The following is a 13,817-nucleotide window of genomic DNA, read 5'->3' as shown; positions in this document are numbered from 1 at the left end:
GGGGTAACGGAAGGGGTTTTAAAGGGGACCCGATGGGGGAACGTGCGAAACGTTCCCCTGGGGTCCCCTTTTTTCGAAGTTATTATGTTAATAAAAAAATTTACTATAAGATTACATTCACTTTAAAAATGAATAATTAATATTTTTTAAGGTCTTGGACCTTATCCAACCTTTCCCATGAGAACCCATCTTTTTCTTCCCTACCAAAATGGCCGTAGGCTGCAGTTTTTTTGTAGATTGGGCGTCTTAGGTCTAGTTTGTCTATGATGGCGCCTGGTCTAAAGTCGAAGTTTTCTTCTATGATTTGTTTTAATTTTTCATCGTCATATTTGCCTGTGCCAAAGCTGTCAACAAAGATTGCTAGTGGTCTTGCTACTCCTATGGCATAGGATACTCCGATTTCTAATTTCTTAGCAAGTCCTGCTGCTACCATATTTTTTGCAGCGTACCTTGCCATGTAGGCTGCTGACCTGTCTACCTTTGTTGGGTCTTTGCCAGAAAAGGCTCCGCCACCTGCCTTTGAGTAGCCACCGTAGGAGTCTACTATAATTTTCCTGCCTGTAAGGCCAGAATCTCCCTTTGGACCACCGATTACAAATTTGCCGGTTGGGTTTACAAAAATTTTGGTTTTATCGTCAAGTAGTTTTGCTGGTACTACTTTCTTGATGACTTTTTCTATGACATCCTTACGGATTTGATCCATTGGGATACCATCTTTGTGTTGGGTTGAGATTACGATTGAGTCAAGTCTTACTAGAGTATCATCATCGTATTCTACAGTCACAAGACTCTTGCCATCTGGCCTAATGTAGTCGATTATGCCTTCCTTGCGAACTGTGGCGAGTCTTTTTGCCAAATCTTGGGCAAGTTTCACTGACATTGGCAAATATACTTCTGTTTCATCATCTGCATAACCAAAGACCATACCCTGGTCGCCTGCACCGATTTTATCGTAGTCATCATGGCTAGCATCATATTCGCTTGCCTTATCAACTCCCTGGGCAATGTCTGGTGATTGGCTATTGATTGATGTCAAAACTGCCACATTTTCGTAGTCAAAACCAAGACTTGGGTCGCAGTAGCCGATTTCTTTTATAGTGTCTCTTACAATTTCTTCTATTGGTACGTAGGCTTCAGTGGTCATTTCACCTACAACTAAGACAAGACCTGTTGTTGTGATACATTCTGCTGCCACTCTCGCCTTTGGGTCTTGTTTTAAACATTCGTCTAAAATCGCATCTGAGATTTGATCGCAAACCTTGTCTGGATGACCCTCAGTTACTGATTCGCTTGTAATAAATTTACGCATTTATTTCCTCCAAATATACTATAGCTCTTGCTTCTATCCCTTCGCCCCTACCGGTAAAACCTAATTTCTCGCTGGTAGAAGCCTTTACTGACACATTTGCCTGATCGGTTTTTAGGTGAGAAGCAAGTAAGTTTACAATTTCTTCTCTCTTTGGGGCAACTTTTGGCATTTCGCAAATGACAACTGAGTCAAGGTTGCCAATCTTATAGCCCTTTTCAAACATTTTTTCCACCACCCTATCCAAAAGGTCAATCGAATAAATATCCTTGTAGGCAGGGTCTGTATCAGGGAAAAGATTTCCAATATCAGGCAGAGCGAGGGCTCCCAAAATTGCATCCATAATAGCGTGGGTTAGGACGTCTGCATCCGAATGACCCAGGAGTCCTAAATCATAGTCAAATTTTACCCCACCTAAGATTAGGTCCCTATCTTTTACTAATTTATGCACATCATAGCCGATTCCTACTCTCATCTTTCCCCCTTTATAAAAGCCTTGGCAAAGATTATATCTTCTGTAGTTGTCATCTTGATATTAGAGTATTCTCCCTCAACTATCTTTACCGGCTCATCTCTGTCAAAAAATTCAAACAACTGACTGTCGTCAGTGATTTTTGCTTCAGATTCAAAATATTTCTTATAAAGACTTTTTATAAGTCTTGTATCAAAGCCCTGTGGCGTTTGGATGTTGTAGACAAATTCCCTATTTGGAGTGAACTCTACCTCGCCATTTTCATTTGCCACCTTCACCGTATCCTTTGATTTGGTTGCAGAAATCGCTGCCTTGTAGGTTTCCATTTCCTTTAAAACTCTCAAAAAAAGACCCCTAGATGCAAAAGGTCTTACTCCATCGTGGCTTAAAACCAAGTCTGAATCAGGATTTAGGGCAATTAGTCCATTATAAGTTGATTCTTCTCGGCTGGCACCACCTGCGACCATTTTTATTCTAGGATCTCTAAAAAGAGATAAAATCTCAGTCGCAAGGGAGAAGTCCTCCTCCCTTATAACCAAGATTATCTCGTCAAATTCTTCTATACTTGTTACAGTTGTTAGGCTTAATTCTAGGATTTTTTTACTGCCTATTTCTAGATAAGGCTTGTTTATTTCTAAACCCATCCTAGTTCCTGAACCTGCTGCTGTTATTACAGCTGATAAAAATTTTCCTTTATACATCTTCCGCCCTTACAAAAATCATCCTGCCTGCTGAGGTCTGAAGTACTGATGTGACCTTGGCTTTGATGGTCTGATCTATGAGGTCCTGACCGTCTTCAACAACAACCATAGTCCCATCTTCAAGATAGCCCACACCTTGGTTTTTACCCTTACCTTTTTTAATAACTTCTATTTCCATCTTCTCGCCTGGGATTACCACAGGTTTTAAGGAATTGGCAAGGTCATTGATATTAAGGATTGGAATACCCTGAACATCTGCTACCTTGTTTAGGTTATAGTCGTTGGTAAATACCTTGGCCCCAAGATCTAAGGCAAGTTTGAGAAGTTTTGCATCTACTTCTTTGATATCTTTGTAGTCCTTGTTTAGTACTGTAAGCTTGATTTTTTTTGATTCCTTAATCTTATTCATTATATCAAGCCCCCTCCTACCTCTTTCTCTTTTGAGGTCATCAGGAGAATCTGCTATGTGTTGGAGTTCTTCAAGGACGAATTCTGTTACGATTAGTTCCCCTTCTAGGAAGTCTGTATTTATGATATCCAAAATCCTACCGTCAATTATAACTGATGTATCAAGGACCTTAGGACTTGCTGTTAGGTTTGACCTGTCAAAAAATTCTCCGCCATCTTTTTTGATTTCCTTGGACCTAGTCACAAGGGCAAGGAGGTCTTCAGAATTTTTGTAGGCTAGCTTCCATCCTAAATAACCAAAACCAATATATAATAAAATAGATAATAGCACAAAAAATGAATTTCCCATGAATGGTAGGGATAATTTGGTTAGTGGTGTGGATACTAGGGTTGCTATCAAAAATCCTAAGATGATTCCTATAACGCCTATGACCAGGTTGGCAGCAGGTAGTTTGCTTACTCTTTTTTCAAATATCGAAAGGCTCGCTGTGGCACGTTTGGCTATAGGATCTGTTGCAAAATAAAATATTAGTGCAAATAGAGCTGATGAAATGACTTTTGCCCACAGAATTAATTTGCCGCTATTAGGGACAAACCCAAAAGCGGCGTTAACTATTCCGAAGACTACTATGCCAAGAACAGCTCCGATTAGTATAAAAACTAATCTGATTACTCTTTTCATAAAATCTCCTTATATTAATAGACTATAAACCAATTGATTCGTCTATCATTTTCTCTGCTTCTTCTTTTTCTAGAGAACCTGCCATGACAAGCTCACTAGCAAGGATACGCCTTGCCCTATTTAGAAGTTTTTTCTCAGTTGTTGAAAGTCCTTTGTCACTGTCTAGGATAGCTAGATTTCTAACCATTTTTGCTATTTCAAAGATATCGCCAGTCTTTAAAATTTCTTGGTTGTCCCTATATCTCTTGGTCCAATTAGAATTCATTTCAGTTGGCTTATCGTCAAGGATGGCTAGAACTTCTAATCCCTCTTCCTTGCTGATAATAAATCTAATATTAGCATCTTTCATGTTATCCGCAGGAATTGATATGTCCATCTCGCCTATAGGCATTTTTAGGATATAATACTCCCTTTCTTCACCCATAAATTCAATCTTTTCAACTGCATCAATAACCCCTGCACCGTGCATTGGATAAACTATCTTGTCGCCTACTTTAAACATCATAACCTCCTGGGTTTCCTACTTTTATTATACCATAACTTTGAGATTACGCTTATGCTAATCGTTTACTATATCACATTAGAAGTGGTATTTCAATCAATTATGCCAGTTTTCATGTTAATTCTTTTGCCGATTACTTCTATCGTACAGTCAGTAGTCTTGCCTCCAAATTCTCCATCAAGAGACCAAGAAACTTCTTTTTCGGTTTTTATCCTTATTTTTTTGACCTGCCTTTGGATTACCAAATCGCTAGATTCACCAGTTGTTAAGGACTGGATAATCGTATTTAGGTCAACTATGGATTCTGGTTTTTTAACCAGGGTTACTTCAAAAACTCCATCAGTAAGACCGACCTTGTCATCAAAGAGGTTAAAACCTCCTACAGATACAGAATTTGATACCATAAAGTGAATAAATTCGCCTTTGATTAGCTCATCATCAAATTCAATTTCTGCCTTATAAGATTGCATAGATTGGATTGGCAAAAGTTGTTTGATGCCTTCTACGATGTAGGCGGAACGACCCAATATATTTTTTACATCTTGGTCGGTCGAAAAACTAATGTCCGAAAGGGCACCGAAGGCTGCTACATAAACAAAATACTTATCGTCAATTTTGCCTACGTCTATCCTTTTTACCTTGCCCCTAACGGCTGTTTTTGTTGCCTTTTCTATGTCTGATGAAATATTAATTGTCTTTGAAAAATCGTTGGTTGACCCTGTTGGGATATAGGAAATAATTGGATCTATATCTGCCTTAAGGGCACCAGAAACAGCTTCATCAAGAGTTCCGTCCCCACCAGATATTAAAATTTCCTCAAAGTCCTTACCATATTTTTCGACAATTTCCCTGCAATCGCCAGATTTTTGGGTGGCGTAAACTGTAGGAAATATTGACTTTGAAGATAGGTATTCGATTATCCATGACAACTTGTCATTAATGGCCCTTTGGCCGGAGTTTGGATTGTAGATAAATAGTATTTTTTTCATACTTTCAATTCTTTCTTTTCTATTTTATATTTGAGGGTCTTAAATTCGTGTTAAATTTGAATATTTCCTCAAGTTTATGGATTTTGACTGAAAATTTCACCATCAGTCTTATTAAATATTATAAAGCCCCTAGTTTTTTTACCATCAGGGCTTCCCTTTTTTGCGATTTCTATAAGCCTATCATTTTTTTCTAGGTCTTTTATCGGGCAACCTGGCCTATAGAGCAGGTATGAAGCCTCTGGATTTAATCCTAAGGCGAAATCCACATGGTAGTAGATGTCATCATAGGCACCTAGCTTGCTTGTGATTTTAAAATCCTTAAGGCTAAGCTCATAGGTATACTCGTCTATTGCTCCAGTGATTTCAAAAGCTCCTTCAAATTCAGATGAATGGATTTCTTCGCCATGGTAATAAAGCCAAGCTTTGTCTGTTAAGCCATAGTCCTTGCCATCAGAAGCAATTTTACCAAAATAATCTCCCCTAAAAGTACCGTCATTTTCAAAGATGACCTTGGTCTGACCAGTATTTTCGCCATAGGTCCTAGTTAAGGTCTGCCCCTTTAATTTTTCGTAAAACAAATCTTTTATTTGTTTTAAATCAGAAGCTTGCTTGGTTGATTCTTGGTTTTGACTTATATCTTGATGGGGATTTGCTCCAACACAACCTGTTAATGCAAGTAAGGCTAAGATTAGTAAGCTTTTAATCATATTTGTATATAAACTCTAAATCCCCTGTCTTTATAATAAGATTCTGGGCTATTATAATATACAAAAACCCTATCAAAACGCCTACCAGCAAAGAGAGCGCCACCTTTTGCCCTGATATCTTCTGGAGTTTTTATCCACGAAGTTGTTTTTGTATCAAAAGTTGCAATTTCAGCAAGGGCGATATATTTATCTTCGCTTAAGAGTTTTATTCCAAATTCTCCGATTTCTTCCTCAACAGAAGATGCTGGAGGATTTTCCTTCCTTGCTTGTCTAGCTTTTTTATCATAGCAAAGGCTTCTTCTACCAGTTGGGCTCTTATCTGCCAAGTCAACATAGACAAGGCCCTTAAAAATTTCCAAATCTACTAGGTCTGGCTCGCCACCCGTTTCTTCCATGGCATAAATTGCATCATATAGGTCGGGATCATTTAAAATAGAAGACTTGACAAAGTCCCACTTGATAGATGGATGTCTGTCCATGTTTTCCTTAAATCTCTTTTCTAGCTTATCAATAAATTCTTTATCGTGATTTTCCACTAGTTTCTCCTTATATTTTCTAGTAAGTGCCTAAGTGCTACACCTGGTGCATAAAAAATCATGCGAGGTCCGGCGTATTTCATTACCTTCTTGATCATCGTCCTATGATTTTTGTCATAGCAATGAATTTTACACGATGAACAAAAGGGCTTGTCATCCCCATGAGGGCAAAGGGCAAGTCTTTTTGCCGCATAGGCTTTAAGACCTGCTCTTTCGTGGTCTTCATCCTTGTGTTTGTCGTAGTAGAGGTCAATCATGAAATCTACTAGACCCAGACTTCTATCAGACTTTTTCATTCATCATCAGCTTCAGCTTCTGCAAGTTTTTTAAGAGCCTCCATATCAGTTGGATTTTCAATTCCAGCTTCCTTTAAAAGGTCCATAATCGCATCAGTTGACTCGTTTAATTCCTTGGCCAAATCTCCCATCTCGTCATCTAGGCTAGGTTTTGGTGTTGGGGCTTTTTGGGGCTCATCAACATAAAAAACCCTGCCTGTTTTTGGGTCAAAACCAACTGTTCCTGCTGTGTTGTCTTTTATATCTATATCATTTCTATCTTTATTATCGTTTTTTGCTTCTAACATAAGTTCTCCTTATATAAATTATACATTTATTTTATCATTTTTTACCTATAAATTAAAGCTTTTACATTTTTATTAAGAAAATCGCCCCAGCTGGGACGACTTTTATTTTAATAATTTTTTGAGATACTTGCCGGTGTAAGATGCTTTGACCTTGGCAATTTCTTCTGGAGTGCCGGTTGCAACTAAGTTTCCGCCCCCGTCACCACCTTCAGGGCCGAGGTCTATTATATAGTCAGAAACCTTAATCACATCAAGGTTATGCTCAATTACTACTACCGTATTGTTTTGATCAACCAGCCTATTTAACACCTCTATAAGCTTGTGGACATCTGCTGTGTGAAGGCCTGTTGTCGGTTCATCTAGGATATAAAGAGTCTGACCTGTAGAAACTTTTGCAAGTTCTGTCGCAAGTTTGACCCTTTGGGCCTCGCCACCAGATAATTCTGTGGAAGGTTGGCCGATTTTGATGTAGCCAAGACCCACATCGTAGAGGGTTTGAAGTTTCCTCACGATAGCTGGATGATTTTCAAAAAATTCTATTCCTTCCTCAACAGTCATATCGAGCACTTCTGAAATATCCTTGCCCTTAAATTTCACATCCAGAGTCTCTCTGTTATACCTCTTGCCATGGCAAACTTCGCAAGGCACGTAAACATCAGGCAAAAACATCATGTCTACCTTGATTGTGCCGTCCCCCTTGCAGGCCTCGCACCTACCACCTTTAACATTGAAGGAAAATCTTCCCTTTTGGAAGCCCTTCATCTTGGCCTGGTTGGTCATGGCAAAAACGTCACGGATGGCATCAAACACCTTGGTATAGGTCGCAGGATTTGACCTTGGTGTCCTACCTATTGGGGACTGGTCGATAGCGATTACCTTATCAACTTGATCAAGGCCCTTAATTTTTTTGTGGGCTCCAGCGTGGATCTTGGACTTGTTTATTTTCCTGGTTGCCATCTTGTATAAAATCTCATTTACAAGCGAAGATTTGCCTGAGCCTGACACGCCTGTCACAGTTGTAAGAGTGCCAAGTGGAAATTTTACATCAATATCCTTAAGGTTGTTTTCTGCTGCACCTATTACTTCTATAAATTTATCAGATTTTCTGCGATTTTTTGGCACTTCAATCTTTTTCCTGCCTGCCAGATAATCCCCAGTTAGGGAATCCTTGCAGGCCATGATGTCTTCTAAAGACCCCTTAGCAACAATTTCACCACCATGGATGCCAGCTCTTGGGCCAATATCAACGATAAAGTCTGCTGCTCTCATGGTATCTTCATCGTGTTCTACGATTATCAGTGTATTTCCAATATCTGTGAGGTTTCGTAGAGATTTTATTAACTTGTCATTATCCCTTTGGTGAAGACCAATCGAAGGCTCATCCAAAACGTAGGATACACCGACAAGACCCGATCCAATCTGGGTAGCTAGCCTGATTCTTTGACTCTCACCACCAGAAAGAGTTGAGGCAGTACGATTTAGGGTCAAATATGAAAGACCAACGTCATTTAAAAACCTAAGCCTTCCCTTAATTTCCTTAATAATTAGCTCTGCGATTTGTGCCTTCATTTCAGAAAGCTTAAGCTTTTCGAAAAACTCAATTGATTTAGCCACAGAAAGGCGAGTTAACTCTGAAATATTTTTGTCTCCGACTTTGATTGACAAAACCTCTGGTTTTAGCCTATCGCCATGGCAAGCTCGGCACTCCTCTTCTCCCATGTATTCTTCAAACTTTTTCTTTTGGGAATCAGAATTGGTCCTCTGATACCTATCCCAGATATTTTGGATGGCACCTTCAAATATTCCCTTGTAGCGTTTTTTGCCCGAAAAATGAGAATCAAAGACAAAAGATAAGTCATAATCAGTTCCATACAAAATATCATTAACCAAACCCTCTGGTGCATCTTCAAGAGGCTCATCATAAGAATAATTGTAATGGTCTGCTATAGCCCTAACCACCTCATAATAATAAGTTCCCTTGGCAGAGCCATTATAAGGATCAACTGCCCCAGCATTTATCGAAAGACTCTTATCAGGCAAAATCAAATCAGGGTCTACCTGGAGGTGAAAACCAAGTCCATTACACTCAGGACACATGCCGATAGGTGCATTAAATGAAAACATATTTGGGGTAATCTCAGGCAGGGAAACGTGGCCTTCAGGGCAGGCGAGCTTTGATGATAAAAGCATCTGATCTCCTCCAATTACATCCACAACCACAAGCCCATCAGCAAGACCGATTACAGTTTCAAGCGAGTCAGCAATCCTCGATTCAATACCCTCTTTCATCTTAATCCTGTCAACAATAACAGAAATATCGTGCTTTTTATTCTTATCAAGGTCTATATCATCCTCGATTTCATACTTTTCTCCGTCGATAATCACACGAACAAAACCGTCTTTTCTAATATTAGCCAAGGCATTCTTGTGTTGGCCCTTCCTACCTCTGATAACTGGGGCTAGAAGTTGGATTTTAGTCCCTTCAGGAAGCTCCATAATTTTATCAACCATCTGGTCAACAGACTGAGCAACAATTGGCTTGCCACAAACCGGGCAAAAAGCCTCCCCAATTCTCGCATACAAAAGCCTGTAATAGTCATAAATTTCAGTAACAGTAGCCACAGTAGAACGTGGGTTCCTGTTAGTAGTCTTTTGGTCAATTGAAATAGAAGGCGATAAACCCTCAATAGAGTCAACATCAGGCTTATCAATCCCACCCAAAAACTGCCTAGCATAGGAAGAAAGACTCTCCACATAACGCCTCTGCCCTTCAGCATAGATGGTATCAAAGGCAAGAGTAGACTTACCAGAGCCTGAAAGCCCAGTAAAAACAATCATCTCATCACGAGGGAGAGTAAGATCTATATTCTTTAAATTGTTAGTCCTTGCTCCTTTTATAATAATATTATTATTTTCTTTCATTACTACTGTTCCTCTCTTATTCAAAATAAGTTATTTTTTTAATTTATATTTTAGTATTACTTGCCATTAAGTAATTATTTTTCTAGTTAATTATTTCCTTGTAATTCTATCTTTAATTAAATTTTAGTCATTAACATGACCCCTCCGTACCAAGGGGGAGCCCAGGGGGACTTTCCGTATGTCCCCCAACCGGCTCCCCCTTAAACCCCCTTCCGCTACCCCCTCCAAACGGCCCCTTGGCGGGGAGCATAAGCAGTAGATTTCCTACGGAAATCTTTTTTAGTAGGGTTTACGTCTTTGTTTTGGTTTTTCTTTTGTCTAACTTTTTAAAATCCCAAGCCTCCTAAAAATTGCAATCTCGTCTGACCTTTGTTTTGCGTTTAAAAATAAGTTCACAGTATTTATTGTTTTGTGTGTTCATATAAAGCTGTCAGTGCAATTTTTTTGACGGATGCTTGGGATTTTAAAATACTTGGTCTTATGTTTTCAAATTAAAATAACAATAGAACTTAGATAAAAAGTAAAACCCACCACCCCTCGCTTCGACCGAAGTGGAGAAGCCTCTAGTCACTTTTATATAATTAATATGGTTTAGGAGTCTAGAAAAAATAAAACTAAAGAGTCAACCCCCGTCTAGCAATGTTTGGCGAATCCAAACGAGCCAAGCAACACTGGAACCTCGAAAAAAATCTCCCTTTTATCGAGTAAAGATTTCTAATCAAGGGTTGCGTTAAGAAAATCGCTTGTTTGAGGCTTTAGCCGAGTTTGCGATTTTTAGCAACCTGAAGATTAGAAATCTGTGTGGATATACGTAAACAATTACGAAGTCATTCCCTCTACTAAAGAGGTTTGCCGTAGGCAAACTTCCCCTTCCGCACTCCGCTTAAGGAGCCGTCTGGGGGTGTAAGGAAAGGGAGGGTTCGGGAGGGAAGCGATGAGGGACCATACGGAAGGTCCCTTAGCGTCCCTCCCGATTACGGAGCAGCCACGTAAATGGCTGAGTTTTTCTATTTTACAAAATAATTCTTATCAAAAAATAGTTTTGAAAAACTTTTTCTAAAAGTTTTCTCTCATTTTCTTTATTTGATCTCTTAATCTTGCTGCTCTTTCAAAGTCAAGTTCTTCTGCTGCCTTATACATTTCGCTTTCCATATTTATTAGGATGGTTGCGATGTCTTCTCTCTTGAATTCTTCGATTTCTTCTTCCTCGGCCTTCTTTGTTATTTGTATTATTTCGCCGATGTTTTTCTTTATTGTTGTTGGAGTTATTCCATGTTTTTTGTTGAAGTCTTCTTGGATTTTTCTCCTACGTTCTGTTTCGTCAATGGCCCTTTGCATAGATCCTGTGATGGTGTCACCGTACATTATTACGTGGCCTTCGGAGTTTCTTGCGGCACGTCCGATTGTCTGAATCAAGCTTGTTTCGCTTCTTAAAAAGCCTTCCTTGTCTGCATCTAGGATGGTGATTAAACTTACTTCCGGTATATCAAGGCCCTCTCTTAGGAGGTTGATTCCAACTAATACGTCAAATTTTCCCAGCCTTAAGTCCCTTATAATTTCAGACCTTTCTATGGTTTTGATGTCGGAGTGTAGGTAGCGTACCTTGATTGATTGTTCCATCAAGTAGTCGGTCAAATCTTCTGCCATTTTCTTGGTCAAGGTTGTGACTAGGACCCTTTCACCCTTTTCTATTGTCTTGTGGACTTCTTCTATGAGGTCGTCGATTTGGTTTGCTGTTGGCCTTACTTCCACAAGTGGGTCTAAAAGTCCTGTTGGTCTTATGATTTGCTCTACAAGCTCTCCATGAGTCTTTTTCATTTCGTATGGGCCAGGAGTTGCCGATACATAGACAGTTTGGTTGATTAATTTTTCAAATTCATCAAATTTTAAGGGTCTATTGTCAAGGGCTGAAGGAAGTCTAAAGCCAAAGTCTACCAAGTTTTGCTTTCTCGACCTATCGCCTTCGTACATGCCACCAACTTGGGGGATGGATACGTGGGATTCGTCAACCATGAGGACAAAGTCTTTTGGAAAATAGTCAATAAGGGTGTAGGGTCTCGAACCCCTTGGTCTTTGGGAAAGGTGGGCAGAATAGTTTTCGATTCCCGAACAAAATCCTATTTCCTTGAGCATTTCAATATCATACTTGGTTCGCTGTTCGATTCTCTGGGCTTCTAGGAGTTTATTTTCGCTTTCAAATTCCTTGATTCTTTCTTCGAGCTCTTTTTCTATGGAAATTATTGCTTTTTCAGTCTTTTCGCTGGTTGTGGCGTAGTGGCTGGCAGGATATATGTAGGCGTGAGTGATTTTTGAAATCACCTTTCCAGTAAGGGGGTCAAATTCTGAAATTTGGTCAATTTCATCGCCAAAAAATTCAATTCTGATGGCTTTTTGGTCAAAACCTGCAGGGTAAATATCTAAAACATCTCCCCTCGCTCTAAAGCTTCCCCTTTCAAATTCCACATCATTACGAACATACTGGACGTCGATTAGCTTTTTCATGACCTCTTCTGGGCTGATTTCTTGGCCAGGACGGAGGGATACAACTAGCTTTTTGTATTCAATCGGGTCACCCAAACCGTAGATGCAAGAAACACTGGCAACGATAATTACATCCCTTCTTTCAAAAAGGGCCATGGTTGCAGAGTGGCGCATCTTGTCGATTTCGTCATTTATGGAAGAGTCCTTGGCTATGTAGGTGTCAGTCGCTGCCACATAGGCCTCTGGCTGGTAATAATCGTAGTAGGAAACAAAGTATTCCACAGCATTGTCCGGAAAAAATTCCTTAAATTCAGTAAATAATTGGTAGGCTAAAGTCTTGTTGTGGGCAAGGACCAAAGTTGGCCTTTGCACATTTTGGATAATATTCGCCATGGTAAAGGTCTTGCCAGAACCAGTCACCCCCCTTAGGATTTGGTGTTTTTTGCCGGCAAGGATGCCCTCACTTAATTTTTTAATCGCCTCAGGCTGGTCGCCCTTTGGTGCGTAGTCTGATTTTAATTTAAATTCCATCTCATCCCTCAATCTATATCTAAAGCTTTCGCATAATTTCCTTATTTATACCCTAGTATTATACTAGAAATTGGCCACTTTTCTATAAAGTAAAGCCTGGCAAAATCAAGTCCTAGTTTACTTTTACAAACTTTCCAATATAGTATTAGTGTACTAGGGGTGCTAACCAATTGGTGGCTGAGATCATACCCTTAACCTGAATCCAGGTAATGCTGGCGGAGGTAAGTTACAAATCCTCTGAGCATTGTGCAAAGGAGGAATTTTTTTTATGAATAATAGTAAATGGTCAACTAAAATGATTGCCGAAGCTGGTGTAATGCTCGCTCTCGCCTTTATTCTAGGTCGTATAAAACTTTTTGAATTGCCTCAAGGTGGTTCTGTAACTGCAGGTCAGATGATTCCACTAATCATCTTTGCCATCAGACACGGAGCCGGCCCTGGCATAGTAGTAGGCGCTGTTTATGGTATCCTTGACATGATGTTTGGTGGATCAATCTACCACCCAGTCCAAGCCATCCTAGACTACCCACTAGCCTACGCTTCACTTGGTCTTGTAGGATTTTTCGCAAAAGATTTTGCCAAAACCCACGAAATCCTACCAGTTATTGAAGGAACATTCTTAGGCGTCTTCGCAAGATTCGTCTGCCACGTCCTAACAGGAGTAATCTTCTTCGGCTCTTACGCCCCAGAAGGCCAAAATGTTTGGTTATATTCAATAATTTATAACGGTACTTTCCTAGGAGTAGAATTTATAATCACAATTATAATCATCTTCCTATTAAAGAATTTAATAACCAAAGACTTGGCAAGATTATAATAAATATAGAAAAACAGGAGTTTTTATGACTCCTGCTTTTTTTCATTTTTATCCAAGATAAATTATTTTTTCACTAGGTGAGTCTATTAATCCAGGATTAACATCTTTTTTTCGTTAATCCGAGATTAACTGTATCATCTATATTTTCTCAGTCATTTACATGACCTCTCCGTATCTGGG

At 39.5% G+C, this 13,817-nt stretch carries 13 protein-coding genes; 1 reads left to right on the top strand and 12 read right to left on the bottom strand.

Features of this window, described 5'->3' with window-relative positions; all coding sequences use genetic code 11:
• Nucleotides 1-136: 136 nt before the first annotated feature.
• From metK to uvrB, 12 genes are all read right to left on the bottom strand, one after another.
• Nucleotides 137-1,309 (bottom strand): methionine adenosyltransferase, encoded by a 1,173-nt coding sequence (metK, locus tag HMPREF1630_RS01095; RefSeq protein ID WP_037326249.1) that lies wholly within the window; start codon nt 1,307-1,309, stop codon nt 137-139.
• On the bottom strand, nt 1,302-1,781 hold the full coding sequence (ispF, locus tag HMPREF1630_RS01090; protein WP_004829194.1) for a 2-C-methyl-D-erythritol 2,4-cyclodiphosphate synthase: 480 nt from the start codon (nt 1,779-1,781) through the stop codon (nt 1,302-1,304). The genes metK and ispF overlap by 8 nt, the downstream gene beginning before the upstream one ends.
• Nucleotides 1,778-2,479 carry a 2-C-methyl-D-erythritol 4-phosphate cytidylyltransferase gene (gene ispD / locus HMPREF1630_RS01085; protein WP_037326247.1) on the bottom strand — a complete coding sequence of 234 codons (702 nt, stop codon included), beginning with the start codon at nt 2,477-2,479 and terminating at the stop codon, nt 1,778-1,780. The genes ispF and ispD overlap by 4 nt, the downstream gene beginning before the upstream one ends.
• Nucleotides 2,472-3,569, bottom strand: a complete 1,098-nt coding sequence (locus HMPREF1630_RS01080) for a PIN/TRAM domain-containing protein (protein WP_004829198.1) — start codon at nt 3,567-3,569, stop codon at nt 2,472-2,474. The genes ispD and HMPREF1630_RS01080 overlap by 8 nt, the downstream gene beginning before the upstream one ends.
• Nucleotides 3,570-3,591: 22 nt before the next feature.
• Nucleotides 3,592-4,071: a CarD family transcriptional regulator gene (locus tag HMPREF1630_RS01075; protein ID WP_037326245.1), complete on the bottom strand. Its 480-nt coding sequence runs from the start codon at nt 4,069-4,071 to the stop codon at nt 3,592-3,594.
• Nucleotides 4,072-4,163: 92 nt separating this feature from the next.
• Nucleotides 4,164-5,060: a diacylglycerol/lipid kinase family protein gene (locus tag HMPREF1630_RS01070; RefSeq protein WP_004829202.1), complete on the bottom strand. Its 897-nt coding sequence runs from the start codon at nt 5,058-5,060 to the stop codon at nt 4,164-4,166.
• Between the two features lie 74 nt (nt 5,061-5,134).
• Nucleotides 5,135-5,767 (bottom strand): hypothetical protein, encoded by a 633-nt coding sequence (locus HMPREF1630_RS01065; RefSeq protein WP_037326243.1) that lies wholly within the window; start codon nt 5,765-5,767, stop codon nt 5,135-5,137.
• Nucleotides 5,764-6,303, bottom strand: a complete 540-nt coding sequence (locus HMPREF1630_RS01060; protein WP_004829207.1) for a DUF4256 domain-containing protein — start codon at nt 6,301-6,303, stop codon at nt 5,764-5,766. Before HMPREF1630_RS01060 ends, HMPREF1630_RS01065 begins: the two co-directional genes overlap by 4 nt.
• Nucleotides 6,303-6,599: a nitrous oxide-stimulated promoter family protein gene (locus HMPREF1630_RS01055; protein WP_004829209.1), complete on the bottom strand. Its 297-nt coding sequence runs from the start codon at nt 6,597-6,599 to the stop codon at nt 6,303-6,305. Before HMPREF1630_RS01055 ends, HMPREF1630_RS01060 begins: the two co-directional genes overlap by 1 nt.
• Nucleotides 6,596-6,886 carry a hypothetical protein gene (locus HMPREF1630_RS01050; protein ID WP_004829212.1) on the bottom strand — a complete coding sequence of 97 codons (291 nt, stop codon included), beginning with the start codon at nt 6,884-6,886 and terminating at the stop codon, nt 6,596-6,598. Before HMPREF1630_RS01050 ends, HMPREF1630_RS01055 begins: the two co-directional genes overlap by 4 nt.
• Before the next feature lie 102 nt (nt 6,887-6,988).
• Entirely contained in the window at nt 6,989-9,808 is a 2,820-nt protein-coding gene (uvrA, locus tag HMPREF1630_RS01045; RefSeq protein WP_037326239.1) for an excinuclease ABC subunit UvrA, read from the bottom strand.
• A 1,056-nt stretch (nt 9,809-10,864) separates the two neighbouring features.
• Nucleotides 10,865-12,820, bottom strand: a complete 1,956-nt coding sequence (uvrB, locus tag HMPREF1630_RS01040; protein ID WP_004829217.1) for an excinuclease ABC subunit UvrB — start codon at nt 12,818-12,820, stop codon at nt 10,865-10,867.
• A gap of 268 nt (nt 12,821-13,088) precedes the next feature.
• Here uvrB and thiT point away from each other — a divergent pair, with 268 nt between their 5' ends.
• Nucleotides 13,089-13,637, top strand: coding sequence for an energy-coupled thiamine transporter ThiT (gene thiT / locus HMPREF1630_RS01035; RefSeq protein ID WP_037326237.1), 549 nt, complete (start codon nt 13,089-13,091; stop codon nt 13,635-13,637).
• The last annotated feature ends 180 nt before the right edge of the window (nt 13,638-13,817 follow it).

The sequence above is a fragment of the Anaerococcus lactolyticus S7-1-13 genome (assembly GCF_000758765.1).
GTDB lineage: Bacteria > Bacillota > Clostridia > Tissierellales > Peptoniphilaceae > Anaerococcus > Anaerococcus lactolyticus.
The sequence above is the reverse complement of the archived record's forward strand: the minus strand, read 5'-3'. Positions and strand labels throughout refer to the sequence as shown.

Coding starts and splice junctions, on each gene's coding strand:
- HMPREF1630_RS01050 (WP_004829212.1), bottom strand. CDS start 6,886: ATGTTAGAAGCAAAAAACGATAATAAAGATAGAAATGATATAGATATA.
- uvrB (WP_004829217.1), bottom strand. CDS start 12,820: ATGGAATTTAAATTAAAATCAGACTACGCACCAAAGGGCGACCAGCCT.
- uvrA (WP_037326239.1), bottom strand. CDS start 9,808: ATGAAAGAAAATAATAATATTATTATAAAAGGAGCAAGGACTAACAAT.
- metK (WP_037326249.1), bottom strand. CDS start 1,309: ATGCGTAAATTTATTACAAGCGAATCAGTAACTGAGGGTCATCCAGAC.
- HMPREF1630_RS01075 (WP_037326245.1), bottom strand. CDS start 4,071: ATGTTTAAAGTAGGCGACAAGATAGTTTATCCAATGCACGGTGCAGGG.
- HMPREF1630_RS01065 (WP_037326243.1), bottom strand. CDS start 5,767: ATGATTAAAAGCTTACTAATCTTAGCCTTACTTGCATTAACAGGTTGT.
- HMPREF1630_RS01055 (WP_004829209.1), bottom strand. CDS start 6,599: ATGAAAAAGTCTGATAGAAGTCTGGGTCTAGTAGATTTCATGATTGAC.
- HMPREF1630_RS01070 (WP_004829202.1), bottom strand. CDS start 5,060: ATGAAAAAAATACTATTTATCTACAATCCAAACTCCGGCCAAAGGGCC.
- ispF (WP_004829194.1), bottom strand. CDS start 1,781: ATGAGAGTAGGAATCGGCTATGATGTGCATAAATTAGTAAAAGATAGG.
- ispD (WP_037326247.1), bottom strand. CDS start 2,479: ATGTATAAAGGAAAATTTTTATCAGCTGTAATAACAGCAGCAGGTTCA.
- HMPREF1630_RS01080 (WP_004829198.1), bottom strand. CDS start 3,569: ATGAAAAGAGTAATCAGATTAGTTTTTATACTAATCGGAGCTGTTCTT.
- thiT (WP_037326237.1), top strand. CDS start 13,089: ATGAATAATAGTAAATGGTCAACTAAAATGATTGCCGAAGCTGGTGTA.